Raw genomic sequence first — 21362 nt, 5'->3', positions numbered from 1 at the left:
GACTGGGTAAGCGATGAAGCATCCTTCGGATTTCGAGGAATATACACGCGATGGCGTGGGCGTCGATTGGCCTATCGACTATGCCGAAATCAAGCCGTATTACGAACTGCTTGAGCTGGAGATGCCCGTAGCTGGCCCTGCCTACTATCCGTGGGGCCATCCGCATGGGTATGCGTATGGGCCGCACCCGATGGGCGGCGTCGGCAACGCGCTGATCAGAGGCTGCACAGCGCTGAATATCCCGGTGTCGATTGGCGGTCCGGTCGCCATCCTTTCCGGTTCGCATGGCGACCGGCCGCACTGCATCTATCGCGGATTCTGCATCCAGGGATGCAAGGTCGGAGCGAAGGCGAGCACGCTCATCACTCACGTTCCCGACGCCCTAAACAAAGGTGCAGAGATCCGGGACCTGTGCATGGTCTCACGCGTGGAACTTGGCAGAGACGGCCGAGTTCGCGGCGTTCACTACTTCGACAGCAAACGTGAGTCCCACTTTCAGCGAGCCAAAGCAGTCATCCTGTGTGGATACGCAATCGAAACGCCGCGCCTGCTTCTCAACTCCGCGTGCCCTGGCCACGAGAAGGGCCTCGCAAACTCCAGTGGTGTTCTCGGTCATTACCTGATGGCACAGGCTGGCAACGTCATCATGGGTCGCTTCGACCAGCCGGTCCGCATGTACAAGGCACCGCCCGCGCACGCTCTTACTGAAGAGTTCTACGAAACAGATTCGAAGAACGACTTCGCCCGTGGCTATGCCATACAAACGGTTGGCCCACTCCCACAGGCGTTCGGCAAACAAATGCTGGCCTCCAAGAAGGCGTGGGGCTGGGCTCTCCGCCGCGAAATGATGGACTACAACCATTGGGCTGCCTTCGGTTTGCTCGGTGAAATTCTTCCGTGGGACGATAATCGCGTGACACTTGCCGAGGACAAAGACAGCTTCGGACTGCCCGTAGCGCATGTCAACTTCAACCTTCACGACAACGACAAGAAGCTCATCAAGGCTGCAAAGAAGAAGACCATGCAAGTGATGCAGGCTGCCGGCGCGACGGAGGTCGTGCAGGAGGACCGGTACGCGCATCTGGTGGGCGGTTGCCGGATGGGCTCCGATCCGCGCAGCTCGGTCGTAGACAAGTTCGGCCGCTCTCATGACATCGCTAACTTGTTCGTCTGTGACGGCAGCGTCTTCCCCACACAGGGCTCGGCAAATCCTGGACTAACGATCCAGGCGTTGGCCGCACGTACGGCGGATTATCTCATCTCGCAAGGCGATCGCGTCTTTTCCAGCAATGATCGCGATATGACCGCCCCGATCATTCGGCGCGAACTTGCTCCACCTGACACCTGGGGCAAAGGCGTGCCGCGTTTGAAATAGTGCCGAATACATATCATTGGGTGCAGCGTTCGGCCGGTCTGCGGAGCGGTTCCTGCGTTCAAGGGATAGTTTCTTCAAATGTAGGAAGGCAGACAGAACATCGTCAATCATCGGCACCGTTCGGCTCGAACCATTTTGTTGTCCCGCAAAGTGATAACACGACGATCGAAATCGGTGTCATTCCAACTGAGACCGTGGCATCAGTTTGCAAGGGCAAAACGCACTCCTAAAGCGATGTCAACCCCGTTTATGGCTTGGAGAATGCAAAGACGAGAAGACTCAATGCAGCCACCGCGAGCAGAACCACCAAAACCCAAAAGCCAGCTACGAAGGTTGGGTCTTCCAAAGACTGGTGGCCGGCAAAGGATTTGGGAGCTTGCAGGGTACGCGCCACAACCCATCCATCGGCTCCCAGGCAGACAGCGCTAAAGACCGCTGCAAACCACTGCTCATATGAATATAGTTTGGGGCTCGCAACGCGGTGAAGATAATCGCTCCATGGGCCCATCCTGTCCTCCTGCGGCTTCAGATTTTTCCGCTAACGACGTTAGCTCGCGGGCCTTCTCTGACTCAGACTGTGCGTCTTCGGGGACACAAACCGTTCAGGTGGCGAAGACTACATTAACACCGATCCCGCTTCCTAACTTTATCTGGCAGGTTCGCGGCAGACTGTCTCATAGTGCTCAGATTTTATCTACTAGGGAGCGAAGAATGAAATGGCAACTGTTGTGGTGAGGTGATGCATGACACAGCCGCTTTCGACCGCCAACTGGCGCAAGTATCCCAAAAGCCCTAATTTTCCTCTAATCGTCTTCCTTAGCGGACTCACGCTTCTCTTGTTCTTCTTAGCCGCATACGTGCTGCTTAGCGACACCGGGAAAAGGCTCCTTCCGAGCCTGCATCATCACCCGCATCCCACCTCGAGCGTTGCCCCCTCTATTTCGAACACACTGGCTGTGTGAGTCTCGATCGATGTGGAACAAACGCAGAGACTTGTAGGCTGGGTCCCGCGGGGCGAAAGCGTCGGAGCGTTGCGCTACATCCTCAGCGCAGAATGTTGCGTAATGGGACAAAAACTTAGGCTCTTACCTTACCCAAAGACGATCGGTGCAATTTTGATCATTTATTGCTTTTCGAGTTGGGAAATCAACATCAAACTCTATGCGACTTGATTCAAAACGGGGTCATCCGGCTCAATAGCGAGCACTTCGCTTCCTTTCAGGTAAAAGAAACCGTTCCTTCTCTGGCGCGACGAACGCCGTCGAAACCATGAGGTACGAATGAGCACAAATGACCAGTACTCTGCTTTTTCGAGTGGGATACTTTTCGGAAGAAGTGAACGCACGCTGTTTGCTGGTCGTGGCAAATAATAGAGACCATTATTGGAAACGGAGTCAGAGATATCGCGATGAGGAGGGTTTCATGTACTACGATTACTTTTTTGGAATGCATGCGTACTGGTGGTTTTTCTGGATCGTGCTCTGGGTGTTGTTCTTTTCCATCATGATGCCGATGAGGCGGACTACGTTCCGGCAAATGCAATCGCCCATGCAGCTCCTGCAAAGGAGATACGCCGCGGGCGAGATCACGAGTGAGGAGTACGAAGAGCGGCGGGCCAAGTTTCTTCGTGATGCAACTCTGTGAGATATACGCATCGGCCTGGACTCAACCGCACCACGCTCTAGATTGCGTTGCGGCCATGGACTTCCATCCGCAGCGCGCGTCTCCGCTGCATCCAACCATCGGAAACCCACAAGGGGGCGATCGTTATGCTTCAAAATCGAACTAGCGTACATATCCTGGGATTGTTGGCGGCTTCATTGCTTCTTGACGCCTCAGCTCTCGCGCAATCCCAGCAGGACCAAACTTTCATCAAAACGGCGATGGAGGTGAATCTCGCAGAGATTCAAATTGGACAACTTGCCTCAAAACAGGGCGCGACCGAAGGGGTGAAGAAGTTCGGCCAGAGACTCGTCATCGACCATACCCGGCTGGAAGATGAGCTCAAGCCAATTGCAGCGAAGATCGGATTGACTCCGCCAACCGAGCTTGCGCCTGGCGATCAAACTCTGCTGGGAAAGCTCCAAGGGCAATCCGGATCCGAATTCGACGATACATTTATCCACGCGATGGTGAAGGGCCATCAGGAGGCCATTCAACTCTACAAAACGGAAGAAACCTCAGGTCAGGACCCTACCGTCAAGAATGCCGCCAGGTACGGTGAGCCGGTCATCGCCGAGCACCTTAAGTTGGCTGAACACTTGCAAGGCGGCACGGGCAAGAGCTGATCCCAAAGTTTTCTTCCAGGAGACAAACTCTCGGCTGAAAGGAGATGTTCGTTCAAAGGTGACTGCCATGTTTTTGAAGTTTTGGGACGCCAGGACCGCGAGAGTTCTCTTCACCGCTCTCGTCTTTCTTTTGGTTCTCGCCTTCCTCAGCAGCGCACGTGAAACCCTCACCTTATTTCTCTTCGCCATCCTTTTCGCCTACCTCGTAGACCCTCTTGTGTCGTATCTTGAAAAGCCTCTTCGCGGGCGCATCAAGGCAATTGTTGCGTTCTACTTTCTATTCGTTGGCTTATTGGTCCTTCTTGGCTTCCTTTTCGGTCCCCGCATTGTTGACGAGGGTCGATCGCTAATAGCCGGTCTCCCCGCACTTGTAGACAGGATGGCGTCAGGCCAGTTCATCATCACGTTAGGGCACCACCAAGGCTGGGACGAAGCCAGCGAAGTCGGGATTCAGCAATTCTTCATGAAACATCGCAATGAGATCCTGAATTACGGTGAGGACCTCGTGGAAAAGCTCGAGGCGCCCTTGTCCCACGTCTGGTGGCTCATACTCATTCCCATCCTGGGAGTTTTCTTTCTCAAGAATGCGCCGTCAATTGTTCGAGGCATCGTCGACCTCGGCCCCGACCGGCAGAATAGGAACACCATCCAGAGCATCATTGGCGATGTGCATAAGATGCTGGGCAGTTATATTAGAGCGCAGCTCTTCCTGGCGACCCTTACCGCCGTGACTCTTACAATCGTGCTCAGCTTCATGCGCGCGCCTTACTCGTTCATCCTCGGGCCACTCGCTGGAGCCTGCGAGTTCCTTCCCGTTGTTGGACCGGCCGCCGCCTGTACTGTCATCTTCGTGATCGCGTTCTTCGCAGGATATAGCCATCTTCTATGGCTGTTTTTATTTCTTGGGACGTGGCGAGTCATCCAGGATTATTTCAATGCTCCCCGCATCATGGGAAGGTCGTTAGGGTTTTCTCCGTTGGTTGAAATCTTCGGAGTGCTCGCTGGTGGCGAAATCGGCGGTGTCGTCGGAGCTCTTGTCGCCGTTCCCGTCCTTGCCATCCTGCGCATCTTTTGGCAACGTCTCAGCAGTATGCGTCGCGCCCCGCCGCTCCTGCGTACAAAGAAATTCACTATTACCCATCCTGCTGATGTCAAGGATTGAGATTGTGAGGATTCACGACTCCCTGAATCATTCGACGTCCAAAGTCTTCGTTTGCCAGGGGTGGGCGCTCAGCACCATGCTCGAGAGGTGCCCGCCCGAGCCATCAGGGTGATCCAATGATCAATTCTGACCAGCTTTCAGAGATCTCTCCGTTCCATACTTGTAACGTCCTTCGTGTTGCGCTTGCGAACGAAAGTTCTAAAAAAGCTAGAGCCGTCGCTACCGAGGACATGCAATCACAGGAGGGCTAGATGCACTTCATTCCGATGGACCCACGACTGATCGCTGGCGTGGTTGTAATCGTTCTGATCATCGTTGTTAGCGTTGCTCTGTACGTCCAGAAACAGAGAAGGGCTACCGCAGGTCTACGAAAGCGATTTGGGTCAGAGTACGACCGAGCTGTCATCGAGCATGGGTCCGAACACAAGGCCGAAGCAAAACTGGCGGACCGTGAGACGCGGGTAGAGAACTTGAAGATACGCGATCTCGGTGTCACTGAGCGGGAACGCTTTCTAGCAGAGTGGCGAGCGGTCCAATCCCGCTTCGTCGATCATCCGAAGACTGCAGTCACGGAAGCCGATGAGTTAGTTTCGTCGCTTATGCTCGCGCGTGGCTACCCTGTAGCCGATTTCGATCAGCGCGCCGCGGATATCTCCGTCAACCATCCTCACCTGGTGGACTACTACCGCTCTGCCCACGGCGTCGCATCGCGACTAGGAAGAGAAGAGGCGAGCACGGAAGACCTGAGAAACGCGTTGATTCAATACCGCACACTAATCGACGAACTCTCCGACGTAAAGACAAGTGGAGAAATAAAGGCTGTGGCATAACCCGGGTTGCAACCGGAGAAAAGGGGATCTGAAAATGCTTATACTCATTGTCGTTTTGATATTGATCTTTGGTCTAGGTGGAGGATACTACGGCTACGGTCGCTGGGGAGCAGGGGGAGGCGCAGGCATCGGACTTGGCACAATACTGGTAATCTGCGTTATTGCCTATCTGCTGGGCGGATTCCGCTAATGCGGCTTGTCGCAAGTAAGGCTGTCTGCTGAGAAACTGGCAACAGGCGGGAACTATCTACGTAGGAAGCTTGGGGATAGGCTGTGGGCCAGTGTCGGGCGAACTGGAGGCAATCCAGTTTTGGAATTATGCTCGTTCGTAGCAGGTAACGTGCGAAGGCACCAGGCGACACAAAGACGAGGGAACGAGGTGTTGCTGTTGATGGCAGTCTTGTCTCAGTTACATTGTGCTCTGCGTTTGCCAACCCGAAGTTGCCCCTCTTCGCCAAATAAAAGTGCTGGAGAGCCGAGTTGGCAAAAGCCAAGAAGGACTCGAGCCTTTAAGGCTCTTCCACCAAATAAAGAAGGTGGAAGGCGGAAAGGGCCTATGCTTGACAAGAAGGCACTCAACAAACAGCGTTCCCTTCGACGTTTACTAGAATGACGAGTCTACCCACCAAAGAGACGCGCGATTTTGTTCAACGGCTTCTGGCCTATGAGACGGCAGCACCCTTATGGGGATAGCGCAAAGACCACAAAACGCCGATGAACGTTTGGATGGTGAAGTGGTGGAGACTCGCGGCCAGCCCAGGTTTTACGGCATTCTCGATTGCGCACCGCTACCCATGGCCGTGATGGAGGGTCCCAGCCAAATTGTGTCTTACGTCAATCCTGCCTTATGCTACCTGGCTGGGAAGAGCAGGGTCGAGATGATTGGCAAGAGTTTCGCTGAGATTCTACCGGGCGGAGACGAGTGTCTCTTGTTGCTCGACCGGGTTTACCGCTCTGGAAAGGCGGAATCTCACGCGGAACAGGAAGGCTCTGCGACTCGCTCTCCCTACTGGTCGTATGATGCATGGCCCGTCATGGTTGGACTGGCTGGAGAGGATCGGCCTACCGGGGTCATAATTCAGTTGACAGAAACGACGCCATTTCATCTGCGGGCGACAGCAATGAATGAGGCGTTGCTGGTTTCTGCGGTACGCCACCATGAGCTGATGGAGGTAGCGGAGACACTCAATACGAAACTCCAGGTAGAGATGAGAGATCGCAAGCAGACCCAGCAGGCGTTGCTAAGAAGTGAGCTTCTGGCGAGCGCTGGGCGGATGGCGGCAAGCATCGCACATGAGATCAATAATCCGCTTGAGGCTGTGATCAACACCTTGTATCTCGCCAGAAGCACCGATCACCTTCCTGATTCCGCACGTGAATATCTGGAGATTGCTGATGGGGAGTTGATGCGGATCGCCCACATCGCGCGACAGACTCTGGGTTTCTATCGCGAGTTTTCAGCGGCTACTAGCAACTCCGTTACCTCCCTTCTCGACTCTGTGGTAAATCTGCTGCAGGCGAAGATCAGAAGCAGCGGGGCCGCAGTTGAGCAGCGGTGCGATCTGCAGCTACAGGTGATCGGGGCAGCTGGGGAGTTGAGACAGGTGCTGGCGAACCTGCTCGCAAATAGCTTGGATGCGGTTAGCGAAAATGGCAGGATTATTCTCCGCGCTTCGGCTTCCGTTGATCCAAATAACGGTAGGCGACGCGTCCGGATCACCGTTGCCGACAACGGGCATGGGATGGAGACGACCACGATAAATGAGATCTTCGAGCCGTTCTTCACAACCAAAGCTTCGGTCGGGACAGGTCTTGGGCTGTGGGTGTCCAAGCAACTCGTCGAAAAGAACAGCGGATCTATCCATGTTAGATCTAACCCGCATGGAGATCGCAGAGGAACAACGTTTTCGGTTGTGTTCCCCAGAGAGGCTGAGGTCTCTGAGGTAACTTCGCGGAAGGCACAGTAACAATCCCTTTACCATCTCAGAGCAGCGTTTCTTGGCCAGAGATAAGGGATGCACTAAAGACGTCCGATGGGCTAATGGAAGAAACGTTGGCGTTGACGGGCAGGGCGTAAGTTTCTACCGAAAAGGCACCCGCTAACTGATTTAATGTCCTTTCTCCCAAACATAGGCATCCAACATTATGTGCTCCGTATGCCGGCCCCGCTTAAGAGAAGCTCGATCTCGCTGACTGACCCCATAGCTGTGACATGCTTGAAGCATGCTCTGGTTGGCAAGTATGTCTAAGACATCTAACGCCTGCGAGGAACTCCACCAGCCCCTGACCAGTTCGCGAACGCGTCGGCTTTTAAGTCACTCCGAAAGCTTTGACGGCGAAGATAAAGTGTCTGAAGCATCTGGCCAGACGGTTATGTACGACATTCTCGATCTTGCAAGGCTCCCCATGGCCATCATGGATGGAGCTAAGCAGATCGTATGCTACGTGAACTCTGCTCTGTGCTACCTGGCTGGGAAAAGTCGAGAAGAGATGGTTGGCAAGTCCATCGCTGAGCTTCTGCCGGAGGGGGACGGATGTCTTGTACTGCTCGACCGGGTCTACCGGACAGGTAAGACGGAATCTCACACGGAGCCCGAAGGCGCCGCGTCGCATCCGTTTTACTGGTCCTATGAGATCTGGCCTGTACAGACTGGAGACACCCACCCGACCGGAGTCATCCTTCAGGTGACTGAGACGGCCCCCTTCCATCATCGGGCGGCTGCCATGAATGAGGCGTTGCTGCTTTCCGCAGTGCGACAGCATGAGCTTATGGAGTCGACCGAGGTACTTAACGCGGAACTGCAAGCGGAGATTAAAGAACGGAAACAGGCGGAGGCCGAGATTGAACATTTGGCGTTTTACGATTCGCTGACCGACCTACCCAACCGACGGCTCCTGATGGACCGGATGAGGCAAGCACTCCTGGCCTGCACTCGCACGTTGCGTTATGGTGCGATCTTTTATTGATCTCGACGAGTTCAAGAACCTCAACGATACCCAGGGTCATTACCTAGGGGACCTTTTGTTACAACAAGTCGCTCAACGACTGACGGCGTGCGTGCGTCAGTGCGATACCGTGGCTCGGTTAGGTGGCGACGAGTTCATAGTAATGATCCAAGAGTTAAGCGAAGATCCGACCCAGGCGAAGGCGCAGACAAAGAAGATTGGAGAGAAAGTGCTTCGCGCCCTGAACGAACGTTACCTGCTGGCTGGACACGAATATCACAGCACAGGAAGTATTGGCATCGCTTCGTTCCATGAGAACTTCGAGTCCGTGGAGGATTTACTCAAGCGCGCGGATCTTGCCCTGTATCACGCGAAGGCAGCGGGCGGAAGTACCATGCGATTTTTCGATCCGGAAATGCAAGCCACGGTAACAGCACGGGCCCTGCTTGACGCAGACCTGCGACGAGGATGCGGGAAGGCCAGTTTGCTCTCCACTACCAGCCTCAGGTCGACGAAGAAAAACGCCTAGTAGGCGTCGAAGCGCTATTGCGTTGGCAACACCCTAACCGTGGATTGCTTTCTCCTGCTGAATTTATTCCCTTTGCCGAAGAGAAGGGGCTGATTAATTCCCTCGGACAATGGGTTCTGGAAGCCGCGTGCATCCAGTTGATCACTTGGAGTCTCAGACCTGAAACAGCCCACCTCACGATCGCGATCAACATCAGTGCTCGTGAGTTTTGCCATCCAGATTTCGTAGCACGTATGTTGGCAGTCGTTGACCGTTTGGGTGCCGATCCGCGAAAGCTGATCCTGGAATTCACGGAGCGAGTGATGTTCGGCACGATGGACGAAACCATCACGAAGATGACCGCCCTTAAAGCTCGCGGTGTATGTTTTTCGCTGGACGACTTTGGCATCGGGTATTCATCGCTCGCTTATTTGAAGAGCATGCCTTTGGATCAGCTAAAAATCGACCGGTCTTTTGTGCGTGATTTGCTTACCAATCCCGCCGACGCGGTTATTGTTCGCACAATCATAGCCTTAGGACAAAGCCTAGGAATGGTCGTTCTTGCCGAAGGAGTCGAAACCGAGGCCCAGAGGAGCTTTCTTGTCAACCATGGCTGCCGGGCCTATCAGGGCTTCCTCTTTGGAAGGCCGGGGCCAGTGGAGGATTTGGGTTTGGGTGTGCGGTCGAACCAGGCCACAGATTGTTCTACTCCTAAAATGGCCAAACCTCGGGCGAAATGGAAACAGAGTGCCAATTGGCAAGACAGGGTTTAATGAGTGCATCGGCGACTTTGCAACAATGGGAAATGAGCGCTAACTTCCGAATAGAGGACCGTTCTCGGACTATTTCATGTTGCAAGCGATCTGAGACACATATTCCGCAGTGTCAAACGGGATAGATGTTCCTCAAGTGGGCCACGAATTGCCCCTCCATCCCTCTCACCAAGTTAGGCGCAATTACAGGAGGTGTATCAAAAAAGACAGCTTTCTCTAAACGCAAATGTAACAGTTGTTTGCGCACCTGCGCCGCAGCGAGCTTTCTTTATTGAAGCGATCAATGCTGAAAGGACGTGGAAGCATGCGGCTCCCTCTCTTGATTCTTCACATTCTCGCTGGAATCGTCGGCTTGCTGTCCGGTACATTCGCTATTGCCGTCCGCAAAGGCGGCCGCCTACATCGCGCCTCCGGTAACGTCTTCACCATTGCGATGTTGACCCTGGCCTCCAGCGCCTTCTGTCTCGCCATCATGAAATCGCACCACGGCAACATCATCGGCAGTATCATCACCTTTTACATGATCGCCACCGCGTGGCTCGCCGGTCGCCGCCGGGGCATAAGCCGGCTTGACCTCGCCGCACTTCTCGTCGGCATTGGTGGCGCCGCCGCCGCCGTCACGCTCGGCGTCTGGACCCTCCACCACCCCGACAAGAACGCCCCCGCTGCCATGTGTTTCTTCTGGGCAGCCGTCCTCTTCCTCGCCGCTGCCGGAGACATCCGCATGCTCGCTCGCGGCGGCATCTCCGGCAGACCGCGCATCACGCGTCACCTATGGCGCATGTGCTTTGGACTCTTCATCGCCACAGGCTCCTTCTTCCTCGGCCAGCAACAGGTCTTTCCCGCCTTCCTGCGCGGCTCCATCTTTCTGACCGTACTCGCCCTCCTGCCTTTCCCTTTGATGATCTATTGGCTCATTCGTGTCCGCTTCAGAAACGCTTACAAAGTACAGCCTCAACCTAGGCCGATTGCCGTGACTCCTTGAATCCTTGGGACCCTGTCGACAGTCGCCGCGTCGCTTCTCGTGTTCAGGTCAGCAGGCCTTCCCTCTCAGGCCCTGCTCATTACGCCTGGGAACGCCGTACCTTCCTTGCAACGAAAGGACTCTGAAATGAATAGTTCGAAGAGCCGCCCTTGTCTCAAGCGTTCGGGTACTTACTCATTAGCAGCGATTTGCCTTGTGTGCCATGCAACAACATTGGCTCAAACCAGCGGCATAACTGCATCCACAATTCACAAGGAGACCTCAAGTGGCCTGCGAGTCTCTACGCCGTCCCAAGCCGATGCTGTCGAGCCGAACTCGACCAAACGGCGTTTGGATGAGGTAGCAGGCTCGTTCACTAAGGACGATGCATTCATGGGTGCGGTCCTAGTGGCAAAGGGTTCCTACATACTTCTCGACAAAGGTTACGGAAAAGCAGTTGTGGAGTGGAATATTCCCAATTCTCCCGACGTGAAGTTCAGGATCGGTTCGATGACAAAGCAGTTCACCGCGGCGCTCGTTCTCCTGGATCAAGAAGACGGCAAGCTTTCCGTGGACGACCCTATCCGCAAATACCTGCCTGACTCTCCGTCTACATGGGACAAGATAACAGTTGCCGATCTGCTACATCACACCTCGGGCATTCCCAACTTCATCTTCGACAAACGATTCTTTGAATGGCGGATGGTTTCTCACACACCAGCCGAGGAGATGGAGCTTTTCAAAGACAAGCCTCTGAACTTCTTGCCTGGAACACAGTGGGAGTACAGCAATTCCAACTATGCGTTGCTGGGTATCATCCTGGAAAAAGTGACCGGCCAACGCTATGTGGATCTCTTACAGAAGCGCATTCTTGTACCCCTCGGGATGAAGGATTCAGGGCTCGATGACGACGACCTGATTCTGCCCGAAAGATCTGAGGGTTACCAGCCTGGCTCGAAAGGCATCGTCCCCGCGCGTTCCCAATCAATGTCTGTGGGTTGGTCCACCGGCGCGATGTACTCGACAACTGGGGATCTACTGCGGTGGGAACGGGGTCTATTTGGCGGGAAGGTTCTGTCTGCGTCATCACTGAAGCAGATGACGACGGCCACTAAAGGGAACTATGGCTGCGGCGTCTTTGTGAGTCGTAAAGACGACATGGAAGTGGTTGAACACGGCGGCAGCATTGAAGGCTTCAACAGCTATATGATTTACGTCCCGGCCCGCAATATCGCTGTGATTGTCTTGTCCAACGTAAGCGGCGATGCGCCGGATAAAATGGCTGCCAAACTACTCGACGTGACACTGGGAAAAACGGTCACACTTGCCAAGCAGAGAGTTGCGGTGCCGATCGCGAAAGGAGAACTCTCAAAGTTTGTCGGAGACTACCAAATCTCGGCGCAGCTATCGCTCAACATAACAGCATCGGACGAGGGCCTGGTCGTGCTGGCAACGGGACAGTCGCCGTTGCAATTCTCTTATGAAGGAGAGATCAACGGTCACCCACAGTTCTTTACGCGGTCTATGGACGCACAGATCGAATTCATACCGAATGCAACTGATCACGTTTCGACATTGGTTCTCCACCTTAGCGGGAGTTCCATGCCGGGGAAGAGACAATGAGTTCTTCCGAGAGAGTATGTCAACGAGGCGTTTTCTTGCTCCCGGATCACGGGCAAAACGGAAGCAGTTCTGACCGGCGACTTCAGTTCGAGGCGCTTATCGAAGCGAGAGTATGAACATGAATGAGCGTTTCAACGGAATCGGATGGGTGGTTCGACAGAGGGCTTTGTACGTGGCGATCCTCCTTTGGCTGCTCCTGAGCGGAGCTGGATTGCTTTGTTCTCGACACACGCCGGCGTTTAGGGGCCTGGTTATCGGATCGTCAAGATATCTGGTGCTGGTAGTGCTGATGTTCGGCCTGGTTGCGTTGCTGACGCGAAAGCGGCCAGTAATTGACCTGACACAGCGTGCGCCGGAATCTTCTATTGCGCGGCGCGAGACGCTGGCGATATGGGCGTATGTCGCGGTCGTGATGGTAGCCGGCCGCCTGATCGGGCAGCACTTGTTTGGCGAAGGGATTGCGCTGCATCTGAATGGGTCGCTGGTCGGGGCGACGCGAGTGCAGTCACCGATTGAGGTCTATACATGGGCGGCTTACAACGGGATGCTGCTGGCGCTCATTCCGTATGTTGTGTTTCGGATGCGAGGATACTCAAACGAACAACTCAATTTGAAATCGGCGAACCCGAAGAGCGATTTGCTGGTGATCGTGATGGTGCTGGCCTTCAGCGCCGGAATGGACATGATGGGGCCGAATATCTTTCAGCTCACGCGGCATCAGCAGCTTGTCGGTGGGCTGATGTCATTTTGGCTGCATATGTTCGGGACGGATCTGCCGATCATGATTGTTATCTACTCGATCCTGATGCCGAGATACTTCAGACTGTTTTCGCCGATGACCGCTTATCTGCTGGGGGCGGTGAGTTATCCGACAATGCATACTTTTGAGTCGGGCACGCGGTACGACTCCATTGAAGCGGCCGCGATGTCCCTGACTTTCGTCTACTTGTTGTTTATTCCGGCCGGGTTGATGAAGTCGTTTCTGACATGGCGGACGGGGAACGCGTGGGTGCATGTATGGGCATATCACGCGATTTCACCGCATGTGACAGTGGATACGCGGTTGATTGTGAATGATTTTGGAATTAAGTGATGAGGCGCTACCCGGGCTAATTGCACTCCTGAATTGGGTTACGCTGAGGAAGAGTTGTCTGAGTTGTAGCGTCGTCGTCGCGGATGATGCTGAGCGAGTGGTGGACCAGTCGGAAGTCGTTCTTCAACCGTTGAGAACAAGCCAATGCGCGTTTCCAGAACTCTGTTGGCTCGAAACGGTCCCGCAAATGCCTGACGTGCGTATCGATCTCTGGGAGCTTAATGATTTTTTCTGATTTTCGATGAGAAATCCACAGAAATTCCCGGTGTATCCATTTTGTATCCACCGTGCTTCCAGTTGATCAGTAGCTTCTTGTAAGTTGTTGATTATTTGGTAGCGCCAACGGGGATCGAACCCGTACTCTCAGCCTTGAAAGGGCCGCGTGTTAACCAGTTACACCATGGCGCCAAAACACGTAATTGCAGAAGGAAAGGATTGGTAGCGTCAACGGGGATCGAACCCGTACTCTCCGCCTTGAGAGGGCGGCGTGTTAACCAGTTACACCATGACGCCAGAAACCAAACAGGAGAGGTACTTCTCCACTGCGATAAACAAATTATATCAGCTAATAACGCAGCCGAGCGGCCCGCGGCCCCCTGAAAAAGAAGCGCTTACAACCCGAGCTTCTTCACCTCATCGTTGTAGTACTTGCGGTACAGGATGTCCCACTCCTGCGACCCTTCCACGATGATCTTCCGCTGCGATGCGATCTTCTGTCGAGCCGCCGCATCGATCTTCGTCTCATCCGTCAGCAGCTTCTCGAGCGCCTTCCGAGCCTCCTGCCGAATCGTGTTCCGATCCTCCAGAAAATCAACCTCAGGAATCTCTGCCAGAGTATCGGCGACCGTATGAGCCAGCTTATTCAGTTTGTCGCGAGAGATTCTCACAGCACCGCCTTGTACTTGCGGGCAAGCTCGTTCTTCACCTTTTTGAACATCTCCGGATAGCTCGCGCCCGACTTGCGCATATCTTCCTGGAAGGCTTCGAGAATCACCCGAACTTCATCGTTGATCCGGTCTTCCAGCGCCAGTTCATCCACCATCCCGGCAGCGACGCGTTCGTTCACCAGGGCCGGCTTGTCGGTGTGGATCATCTTCTCCGCGACCAAATGTTTCACAGTCTGGCGCGCCAGGTACCCAACGTAATCTTTTGAAAAAATCATTTGACTTTCCTTCGAATATACCACGCAACTCGACGCATCCACCTTCTATTCATCACTTACGCCGGCGCTTTGTCACTTACGTTTTTCCATTGGTTTATGCGGGCAACACTCCGTATTCAGGCACGTATCCGCCAGCCGCAACCGCTCCACCGGCCGCCCATGCACAAGATGTTCGTTCACAATCTCGTGCACATCTTTCACATGAACAAACCCATACCAGACGGCATCTGGATAAACCACCACAACCGGCCCATGCTCGCACTGGTCCAGGCAACCCAGTTCATTAGCGCGGACTTGGCCCTTCAATCCAGCCTCCTTCACCGCATCCTTGAACGCTGACTTCAGCTTCCCGCTGTTTTCCCGGCTGCAGCTTGGTCGCGAAGCGCTCTCGTCCCGCTCATTGGTACAAATAAAAACGTGATGCCTGAACTTTGCCAATTCTGAATTCCCTTCCTCTTACAACCCTTCGCCAAGCGCGCAACCCCGTCTTTCCTGTGCGATGCACCGGCGTTTCTGAGACAATACTTATCGAATGCAACCTGACAATCTTATCTCGCTTAAAGACGACATGGTGGCCTTCATCGCCGGCCACGGCATGCGTCGCCTCAACGCTTACGTAACAGAAGACGTCCCCACCGTTATCTTCGAAGAAGAAAACCCCGATGGATGGAAGGACTTCGTCGAGCACGCCAAGGCAGCAGGCTCCCCGTTTGTCACCATGAGCGAGGTCATCCTCGAAAAGACCGATGTCGCCATCCTGCTTGAACAGCTTCGCGACCAGACTTTCCCTGACGACAACTCCGAAGAGATCGACGACGCCGAATACCTCGTCAACCACGTTGGCAAAGTCGGCTACCTTCAGCTCGGATTCGCCCATCAGGGCGTCATGTTCATCTTCGAAGTCGCAACCGACTGGTACGACAGCTTCCAGAACCTCATGGAGACCGTCACCGACCTCGGCGGCATCGTAGTCGACGACAGCGACGAGTAGATCAAGACAATGTCCACCGCCCAGATCGGGCCGCCGCCATGGATCACACGCTCAGCAGACGATGCCGCCGTTCAGCATCTTGCTGAGAATCTACGCTGCCCGAAAGCCATCGCCAGGCTTCTCGTCTCCCGTGGTCTCTCAGATCCCGTAGCCGCCCGAACCTTCTTCACGCCTTCCCTCGACGATCTCATCGATCCCATGCTCATGCTCGGCATGGACATCGCCGTCGCTCGCATCCAGCAAGCAGTTCGCACCAACGAACCCATCCTCATCTATGGCGATTACGACGTGGACGGCACCACCGCCACAGTTCTCCTCAAGACCGCCATCGAGCGCATCGCGACCAAAGAGACCCCTGCCAGGGTCACCTACCACGTTCCGCACCGAATCCGCGAGGGCTACGGCATGCAGACCGGCGTCCTCGGTGAAGCCGCTGCCTCAGGCATCCGCCTCGTCATCAGCGTCGACACCGGCATCCGCGCCTTCGCAGCAGCAGAAGAAGCCAGGGCCCTCGGCATGGATCTCATCGTCACGGACCACCATCTCCCCGACGGCGCCATCGGCATCCCGGAGGCAGTCGCAGTCCTAAACCCAGCCCAGGAAAACTGTCCCTACCCGTTCAAATCTCTCTGCGGTGCAGCGGTCGCCTTCAAACTGGCTCACGCTCTTCTGCTCGCCGCTACCGAGACTGAAGAGCAACGAACAAAGTTGAAACGCGGCCTGATTCCTTCCTTTCTAAAACTCGTCGCCATCGCCACCATCGCCGACTCCGTGCCCCTCGAAGGCGAAAATCGCGTCATCGCCGCACTTGGCCTCAAAGAACTCCGCAACCCGGTCCAGCCTGGTCTCCGCGCCCTCATGCAAATAGCGCAGATCCCCATCAACCGCCCTCCGACCGCCACCGAAGTAGGCTTCCGACTCGCGCCTCGCATCAACGCTGCCGGCCGCATGGACATCGCCAGCGACGTAGTAGAGCTCTTCCTCACCAAAGACCCCGCCCGCGCCACCGACCTCGCAGAAAAGCTCAACCGCCTCAACGACGATCGCCGCGCCACCGAAGCAAAAGCCCTCGAAGCCATCGAACTCCAACTGGCAGCTCTACGAGAAAACCTCGGAGAATTCCCCGCCGGATGCATCATACTCGACCACCCCGAGTGGCATCGCGGCGTCCTCGGCATCCTGGCCTCTCGCGTAGTCGATCGCACCGGCAGGCCAGCAATCGTGATGACGCACGAAGACGGCCACGCCCACGGCTCCGGCCGATCCATCGCAGAATTCCATCTGCTGGAAGCTCTGAGCGCCGTTCACGAACCGGTCACCTCATCAGACGCTCCCCTCTTCTCACGCTTCGGTGGCCACGCTCACGCTGTCGGCTTCTCCATGCCCTCCAACCAGACGCAGCTTCTGCGGGAACGAATGCACCTCTACGGCTCCTCAAAACTTACCGAAGAGATCATGACCCCTCCGCTGCAGTGCGATGCCGAACTTCTCTTTAGCGATCTCACCCAGGATTTCTGCGATTGGCTCACCCGTTGCGAACCCTTCGGCATCAGCAACCGCGAACCTGTCTTCCTCACCCGAGGACTCAACCTCACCGCTCCCATACGCTTCATCAAAGAAAAACACATCTGCCTGCAGCTGCAACCTCCCGGCGAAACCATTCGCTTCAGTGCACTTGGATGGAGCCGCACCACCGACTGGCCTGCCCGATGCGCAGAAATGGCCCTCAGCAACGGCTCCCTGGTCGATGTCGCCTACAGATTGAAAGCCAAAACCAACCCCCAATTCCCCGGTCTGGAACTGGAGCTAGTCGATCTCCGACTCTCGTGACCAGCTCCTTCGCGGGCGTTAACTACCTTGTCCTCAAAAGTTTCTGGTCCAATCTCACCTTGTGCAGCGTCTTATATACTGAACCTTCGACCTGATGCCTACTACTGAGACAAGACGCCTGAATCCCGCAATGCTGTGGGGCATCTTCTTTGGCATTATCGCTATCGGTTTCATCATCGTACGCTCCACCACGCGAGACCTGGTCGCTGTTCGCGTTGCAGTCGTTGACCATCAAAACATCGTCACCTCGGTATCGACCAGTGGCAAGGTTGAGCCCATCGATGAGTTTCCCGCCTACGCACCTGCTCCCGGTGTCGTATCAAAGGTGTACGTCGAAGTAGGCCAGAAGGTAAAAGCAGGCGAGCTTCTTCTCAAATTGGATGACGCCGACGCAGTCGCCAAAATCGCCACAGCAAACGCCGCTGTACACTCCGCGCAAGCCACCCTCCACGACATCGAGCAAGGTGGATCGCAGGACGAGCGCATCGGCTTTTCCGGCGACCTCAGTCGCGCCCAGCAGCAGCAACAACAAGCCGCAAAAGACCTCGCAGCCCTGCAGGCCCTCCAGCAAAAAGGCGCTGCCTCCGCCAGCGAAGTCGCCTCCGCCGAACAACGGCTGCTAACCGCCGAAAGCTCCGCCAAAGGCCTTCAGACGCGCAGCACCCAGCGATACAGCACCACCGACCGCGCCCGTGCCGAAGCCCAGTTGGCCGATGCACGCGCCGCCCTCGCCGCCGCACAAGCTGCCTACGCCAACGACAATATCCGCGCACCCTTCGCTGGAACCGTCTACTCCATCCCCGTATCCAACTACGACTTCGTCCCCGCCGGCGAAAATCTGCTCGACATGGCCGACCTCAACAGAATTCAGATTCGCGCCTACTTTGACGAGCCGGAGATCGGTAAACTCGCAGTCGGTCAGGCAGTCAAAATCGCCTGGGATGCAAAGCCCACCCAGACCTGGCATGGCCACATCACTCGCGCCCCCAGCACCGTCATCACCTACGGCACACGCAACGTAGGCGAGTGCATCATCGCCGTCGACGACGCAAAAGGCGACCTCCTGCCCAACACCAACGTCGTCGTTACCGTCACCATCTCGCAGCGATTCAACGTCCTCAGCGTCCCCCGCGAGGCCCTCCACACCGAGGGTGGAGACTTCGTCTTCCGCGTCGTCAATAACCGACTCGTTCGCACCCCCGTTCAGGTCGGAGTTGGAGTCAATCTCACTCGCGTCGAGATCCTCAGCGGCCTCACCGAGAAAGACACCGTCGCCCTCAACGCTGTCAACAATCGCGAACTCACCAATGGGCTCCCCGTAAAAGTCGTCGAGTAGCCATGTTCCTTTTTACCCACCCGTTTCATCTTCGCCACGCGTTTCTATTCGCTCTCCTCGCAACGACCCATCTCCTCGTTGCCGACGAAACCCGCGCCAATACCCTGCTCCAACAGGGACGCGTTGACGAGGCCACAGCCGTGCTTCAGGAACTCCTCAGTACCGAACCCGGCAACGCTCAAGCCCATCAACTCTTCTGCCGTGTCTACTACGCGCAGAACAAGACCGACCCCGCCATCCACGAGTGTGAACTTGCCGTCGCCAACGCACCCAACGACAGCGACAATCACATGTGGCTCGCCCGTGCTTACGGACACAAAGCAGCTCACGCCAGCCCCTTCTCTGCACTCAGCCTGGCCGTCAAAGTCCATAACGAATTCGAGCGCGCCGTCCAACTCGATCCGGAAAACTTTCAGGCCATGAGCGACCTCGGCGAATACTACGTCGCAGCCCCTTCCATCATCGGCGGCGGCCTGGATCGAGCGCAGGGCCTCGCCGCCAGAATGCAGCCCAAATTCCCCGCTCAATCACACCGTCTCTTAGCCCTGGTCGCCGAAAAGAAAAAAGACCCCGCCACCGCTGAAGCCGAGTACCTCGCTGCCGTCGATGCTGGGAAAACACCCGAAGCCTACATCAACCTCGGCGACTTCTACCGGCGTGAAAATCAGCCCGACAAGATGCTCGACGCCCTCCGATCCGCCGTAGCCGCCGACCAGAGCAACGGTCCTCCTCTGGTCGATGCAGCAAGCACCCTCACCGAGGCCCACAACTCTCCTCAGCTCGCAATCAGCCTCCTTCGCACCTATCTGGCGTCCTCCGCAAAGACCGACGGCGCCCCAGCCTTCAAAGTTCATCTCCAGTTGGGCTGCCTCCTCGCACAGGACGGAGACGCCGCCGGAGCGCATCGCGAATACCTCGCAGCAACAGCCCTCGCATCGAACTATGTACCGGCCCTCAAAGCATTGCAGGGAACGCACACAAAAGGCGATACCATGAGTTCTAACCAGCAGTAAGGAATCTCTCAGCAAGTATGATTCGTCTTCGTCGCCAATTGATCGCGTGCTCTGCCCTGGCCTGTGCGGTAACACCCGCCATCGCGCAGATCTCGTTTACCAGCGCTGTGACTCTGGCTCTGAAGAACAGCCCGAAGGTAAAGACGGCCCAGGCCGATGTCGACAAAGCGAGAGCCACCCTCGAGGAGCTGAAAGACGCGTATATCCCAAACGTCGTCGGCGCCTCTGCCATCGGCCCTCCCTCCTACGGATTTCCCCTTGGCCAGCCCTCCATCTACAACCTCAACTCGCAGTCTCTTGTCTTCAGCTACCCTCAACGCGACTACGTCCGCGCAGCGAAGCAATCGCTCGAAGCAGCCACCCTCTCGCTGAAAGACGTTCGTGAGTCCGTCGCCGAAGATACCGCCATCACCTATCTCGCTCTCAACCGCGACCTCGAGCGCCAGGCCGTCCTCCATGAGCAACAGGGCTTCGCAGACCATCTCGTCGCCATCGTCCAGGATCGGCTCTCCGCCGGCCAGGACACACCCATCGACCTGACCTCCGCCCGCCTTACCGCTGCACAAATCCACCTCGCCCGGCTGCGAATGAACGATGAAACCATCGCAGACCAGGCCCACCTCGCCCGTCTTGTTGGTCTCCCACCGCAGGGCTTGGACACCTCTGTCAGCAGTGTTCCGCCCATTGTCCCCGCACAGGCCGGCAATCCGTCAACCACCACCATTGCGGCCACCAGTCCGGCCGTCGCATCGGCTTACGCGCTCGCTGCTTCGAAGCGTGAGATTGCATTCGCCGAAAACCGCTACCTCCTGCGTCCTCAGATCACCCTCGATGCGCAGTACAGCCGCTTTGCAAAGTTCAACAACCTTCAGGACTACTACTTCCGCTTCCAGCAAAACAACGCTGCCATCGGCGTGCAGATCACGCTGCCCTTCTTCGATGCCGCGCGTAAAGCCAAAGCACGCGGTGCCGACGCAGATGCAGCCCACGCCGAACACGACGCCGACTCCATTCGCGATCAGTTTCTGGATATCCGGCTCAAAGCTCAACACGCCACCGCCGAACTAGCCATCAGGGCCGAAATCGCCACCCTCGACCAGCAGCTCGCTCAACAAAACCTCGACGCCCTCACGGTTCAACTGAACTCAGGCAACGGAAACTCGGCCACAGCGCAGATGACCCCCAAAGACGAGCAGACCTCACGCATCGCCGAGCGGGAAAAGTTCCTCGCTGTCCTCAACGCCAACTTCGAGTTACAACAGGCACAGATCAGTCTCATGAGAGAATCCGGCGACTTGGAGAGCTGGCTCTCCGCGGCCTTTGACGCCCAGCCCGTGGCCCCCGCCAAGCCCTAGCCAAAATACAGGACTATCTTTTTTGTAATGAATCGTCTAGCCAGCTCGCGCATCGTCGAAGATACCTCCCAGGAAACTCCAGAAAAGCCACTTAACCCCTTAACTGAATGGTA

Annotated in this window: 22 protein-coding genes and 2 tRNA genes; 18 read left to right on the top strand and 6 right to left on the bottom strand. The window is 55.9% G+C overall.

From position 1 onward, the window contains the following. Window positions 1-13 precede the first annotated feature (13 nt). Entirely contained in the window at window positions 14-1375 is a 1362-nt protein-coding gene (locus tag RBB76_RS20745; RefSeq protein ID WP_429629597.1) for a GMC family oxidoreductase, read from the top strand. 247 nt (window positions 1376-1622) lie between these two features. On the opposite strand, the gene RBB76_RS20740 is transcribed toward RBB76_RS20745, so the two are convergent. Then, a complete protein-coding gene (locus RBB76_RS20740) occupies window positions 1623-1883 on the bottom strand; it encodes a hypothetical protein (RefSeq protein ID WP_429629596.1) in 261 nt (86 codons plus the stop codon). Window positions 1884-2797: 914 nt separating this feature from the next. Between RBB76_RS20740 and RBB76_RS20735 the strand changes: the two genes are divergently transcribed. The 12 genes from RBB76_RS20735 to RBB76_RS20680 all read left to right on the top strand — a co-directional run bounded on the left by RBB76_RS20735 (window position 2798) and on the right by RBB76_RS20680 (window position 13562). Then, window positions 2798-3019, top strand: coding sequence for an SHOCT domain-containing protein (locus RBB76_RS20735; protein WP_429629595.1), 222 nt, complete (start codon window positions 2798-2800; stop codon window positions 3017-3019). Between the two features lie 125 nt (window positions 3020-3144). Next, window positions 3145-3663: a DUF4142 domain-containing protein gene (locus tag RBB76_RS20730; protein ID WP_429629594.1), complete on the top strand. Its 519-nt coding sequence runs from the start codon at window positions 3145-3147 to the stop codon at window positions 3661-3663. A gap of 67 nt (window positions 3664-3730) precedes the next feature. Continuing rightward, window positions 3731-4825, top strand: coding sequence for an AI-2E family transporter (locus RBB76_RS20725; RefSeq protein WP_429629658.1), 1095 nt, complete (start codon window positions 3731-3733; stop codon window positions 4823-4825). A 251-nt stretch (window positions 4826-5076) separates the two neighbouring features. Further along, a complete protein-coding gene (locus tag RBB76_RS20720) occupies window positions 5077-5655 on the top strand; it encodes a hypothetical protein (RefSeq protein WP_429629593.1) in 579 nt (192 codons plus the stop codon). Between the two features lie 34 nt (window positions 5656-5689). Further along, window positions 5690-5845 carry a DUF3309 domain-containing protein gene (locus tag RBB76_RS20715; RefSeq protein ID WP_429629592.1) on the top strand — a complete coding sequence of 52 codons (156 nt, stop codon included), beginning with the start codon at window positions 5690-5692 and terminating at the stop codon, window positions 5843-5845. 493 nt (window positions 5846-6338) lie between these two features. Next, window positions 6339-7622: a PAS domain-containing sensor histidine kinase gene (locus RBB76_RS20710; RefSeq protein ID WP_429629591.1), complete on the top strand. Its 1284-nt coding sequence runs from the start codon at window positions 6339-6341 to the stop codon at window positions 7620-7622. Window positions 7623-8001: 379 nt separating this feature from the next. Then, window positions 8002-8622 carry a PAS domain-containing protein gene (locus RBB76_RS20705; protein ID WP_429629590.1) on the top strand — a complete coding sequence of 207 codons (621 nt, stop codon included), beginning with the start codon at window positions 8002-8004 and terminating at the stop codon, window positions 8620-8622. Beyond that, on the top strand, window positions 8603-9130 hold the full coding sequence (locus tag RBB76_RS20700; RefSeq protein WP_429629589.1) for a diguanylate cyclase domain-containing protein: 528 nt from the start codon (window positions 8603-8605) through the stop codon (window positions 9128-9130). Before RBB76_RS20705 ends, RBB76_RS20700 begins: the two co-directional genes overlap by 20 nt. After that, window positions 9070-9882, top strand: a complete 813-nt coding sequence (locus RBB76_RS20695) for a putative bifunctional diguanylate cyclase/phosphodiesterase (protein ID WP_429629588.1) — start codon at window positions 9070-9072, stop codon at window positions 9880-9882. Before RBB76_RS20700 ends, RBB76_RS20695 begins: the two co-directional genes overlap by 61 nt. A 304-nt stretch (window positions 9883-10186) precedes the next feature. After that, window positions 10187-10867 (top strand): hypothetical protein, encoded by a 681-nt coding sequence (locus tag RBB76_RS20690; protein WP_429629587.1) that lies wholly within the window; start codon window positions 10187-10189, stop codon window positions 10865-10867. Between the two features lie 372 nt (window positions 10868-11239). Further along, a complete protein-coding gene (locus RBB76_RS20685) occupies window positions 11240-12469 on the top strand; it encodes a serine hydrolase (RefSeq protein WP_429629586.1) in 1230 nt (409 codons plus the stop codon). Window positions 12470-12587: 118 nt separating this feature from the next. After that, window positions 12588-13562, top strand: coding sequence for a hypothetical protein (locus RBB76_RS20680; RefSeq protein ID WP_429629585.1), 975 nt, complete (start codon window positions 12588-12590; stop codon window positions 13560-13562). Between the two features lie 331 nt (window positions 13563-13893). Here RBB76_RS20680 and RBB76_RS20675 read toward each other — a convergent pair. The 5 genes from RBB76_RS20675 to RBB76_RS20655 form a co-directional block, all read right to left on the bottom strand. Further along, window positions 13894-13970, bottom strand: a tRNA-Glu gene (locus tag RBB76_RS20675). A 28-nt stretch (window positions 13971-13998) separates the two neighbouring features. Next, window positions 13999-14075, bottom strand: a tRNA-Glu gene (locus tag RBB76_RS20670). A gap of 98 nt (window positions 14076-14173) precedes the next feature. Continuing rightward, a complete protein-coding gene (locus tag RBB76_RS20665; protein ID WP_183977911.1) occupies window positions 14174-14449 on the bottom strand; it encodes a DUF507 family protein in 276 nt (91 codons plus the stop codon). Further along, the gene (locus tag RBB76_RS20660) at window positions 14446-14724 is read right to left on the bottom strand and encodes a DUF507 family protein (protein ID WP_429629584.1); all 279 of its coding nucleotides are present in this window, start codon (window positions 14722-14724) and stop codon (window positions 14446-14448) included. The genes RBB76_RS20665 and RBB76_RS20660 overlap by 4 nt, the downstream gene beginning before the upstream one ends. Before the next feature lie 72 nt (window positions 14725-14796). After that, window positions 14797-15162 carry a (2Fe-2S) ferredoxin domain-containing protein gene (locus RBB76_RS20655; RefSeq protein ID WP_429629583.1) on the bottom strand — a complete coding sequence of 122 codons (366 nt, stop codon included), beginning with the start codon at window positions 15160-15162 and terminating at the stop codon, window positions 14797-14799. A 94-nt stretch (window positions 15163-15256) separates the two neighbouring features. On the opposite strand from RBB76_RS20655, the gene RBB76_RS20650 reads away from it, so the two are divergent. From RBB76_RS20650 to RBB76_RS20630, 5 genes are all read left to right on the top strand, one after another. Further along, window positions 15257-15715 carry a hypothetical protein gene (locus RBB76_RS20650; protein WP_429629582.1) on the top strand — a complete coding sequence of 153 codons (459 nt, stop codon included), beginning with the start codon at window positions 15257-15259 and terminating at the stop codon, window positions 15713-15715. Window positions 15716-15724: 9 nt separating this feature from the next. Beyond that, window positions 15725-17545, top strand: coding sequence for a single-stranded-DNA-specific exonuclease RecJ (gene recJ / locus RBB76_RS20645; RefSeq protein WP_429629581.1), 1821 nt, complete (start codon window positions 15725-15727; stop codon window positions 17543-17545). A 94-nt stretch (window positions 17546-17639) separates the two neighbouring features. Continuing rightward, window positions 17640-18881, top strand: a complete 1242-nt coding sequence (locus RBB76_RS20640) for an efflux RND transporter periplasmic adaptor subunit (RefSeq protein WP_429629580.1) — start codon at window positions 17640-17642, stop codon at window positions 18879-18881. A 2-nt stretch (window positions 18882-18883) separates the two neighbouring features. Then, window positions 18884-19894, top strand: a complete 1011-nt coding sequence (locus RBB76_RS20635; RefSeq protein ID WP_429629579.1) for a tetratricopeptide repeat protein — start codon at window positions 18884-18886, stop codon at window positions 19892-19894. Between the two features lie 17 nt (window positions 19895-19911). After that, window positions 19912-21249 carry a TolC family protein gene (locus RBB76_RS20630; RefSeq protein ID WP_429629578.1) on the top strand — a complete coding sequence of 446 codons (1338 nt, stop codon included), beginning with the start codon at window positions 19912-19914 and terminating at the stop codon, window positions 21247-21249. The last annotated feature ends 113 nt before the right edge of the window (window positions 21250-21362 follow it).

It is taken from the genome of Tunturiibacter psychrotolerans, assembly GCF_051013365.1.
Taxonomy (GTDB): domain Bacteria; phylum Acidobacteriota; class Terriglobia; order Terriglobales; family Acidobacteriaceae; genus Edaphobacter; species Edaphobacter psychrotolerans_A.
The sequence above is the reverse complement of the archived record's forward strand: the minus strand, read 5'-3'. Positions and strand labels throughout refer to the sequence as shown.

Excerpts from the sequence above, each read along its gene's own strand:
- RBB76_RS20640 (WP_429629580.1), top strand. The coding sequence starts at position 17,640 with ATGCCTACTACTGAGACAAGACGCCTGAATCCCGCAATGCTGTGGGGC.
- RBB76_RS20710 (WP_429629591.1), top strand. The coding sequence starts at position 6,339 with ATGGGGATAGCGCAAAGACCACAAAACGCCGATGAACGTTTGGATGGT.
- RBB76_RS20740 (WP_429629596.1), bottom strand. The coding sequence starts at position 1,883 with ATGGGCCCATGGAGCGATTATCTTCACCGCGTTGCGAGCCCCAAACTA.
- RBB76_RS20730 (WP_429629594.1), top strand. The coding sequence starts at position 3,145 with ATGCTTCAAAATCGAACTAGCGTACATATCCTGGGATTGTTGGCGGCT.
- recJ (WP_429629581.1), top strand. The coding sequence starts at position 15,725 with ATGTCCACCGCCCAGATCGGGCCGCCGCCATGGATCACACGCTCAGCA.
- RBB76_RS20660 (WP_429629584.1), bottom strand. The coding sequence starts at position 14,724 with ATGATTTTTTCAAAAGATTACGTTGGGTACCTGGCGCGCCAGACTGTG.
- RBB76_RS20735 (WP_429629595.1), top strand. The coding sequence starts at position 2,798 with ATGTACTACGATTACTTTTTTGGAATGCATGCGTACTGGTGGTTTTTC.
- RBB76_RS20745 (WP_429629597.1), top strand. The coding sequence starts at position 14 with ATGAAGCATCCTTCGGATTTCGAGGAATATACACGCGATGGCGTGGGC.
- RBB76_RS20680 (WP_429629585.1), top strand. The coding sequence starts at position 12,588 with ATGAATGAGCGTTTCAACGGAATCGGATGGGTGGTTCGACAGAGGGCT.
- RBB76_RS20685 (WP_429629586.1), top strand. The coding sequence starts at position 11,240 with ATGGGTGCGGTCCTAGTGGCAAAGGGTTCCTACATACTTCTCGACAAA.
- RBB76_RS20635 (WP_429629579.1), top strand. The coding sequence starts at position 18,884 with ATGTTCCTTTTTACCCACCCGTTTCATCTTCGCCACGCGTTTCTATTC.
- RBB76_RS20720 (WP_429629593.1), top strand. The coding sequence starts at position 5,077 with ATGCACTTCATTCCGATGGACCCACGACTGATCGCTGGCGTGGTTGTA.
- RBB76_RS20700 (WP_429629589.1), top strand. The coding sequence starts at position 8,603 with ATGGTGCGATCTTTTATTGATCTCGACGAGTTCAAGAACCTCAACGAT.
- RBB76_RS20725 (WP_429629658.1), top strand. The coding sequence starts at position 3,731 with ATGTTTTTGAAGTTTTGGGACGCCAGGACCGCGAGAGTTCTCTTCACC.
- RBB76_RS20630 (WP_429629578.1), top strand. The coding sequence starts at position 19,912 with ATGATTCGTCTTCGTCGCCAATTGATCGCGTGCTCTGCCCTGGCCTGT.
- RBB76_RS20715 (WP_429629592.1), top strand. The coding sequence starts at position 5,690 with ATGCTTATACTCATTGTCGTTTTGATATTGATCTTTGGTCTAGGTGGA.
- RBB76_RS20650 (WP_429629582.1), top strand. The coding sequence starts at position 15,257 with ATGCAACCTGACAATCTTATCTCGCTTAAAGACGACATGGTGGCCTTC.
- RBB76_RS20695 (WP_429629588.1), top strand. The coding sequence starts at position 9,070 with ATGCGGGAAGGCCAGTTTGCTCTCCACTACCAGCCTCAGGTCGACGAA.
- RBB76_RS20690 (WP_429629587.1), top strand. The coding sequence starts at position 10,187 with ATGCGGCTCCCTCTCTTGATTCTTCACATTCTCGCTGGAATCGTCGGC.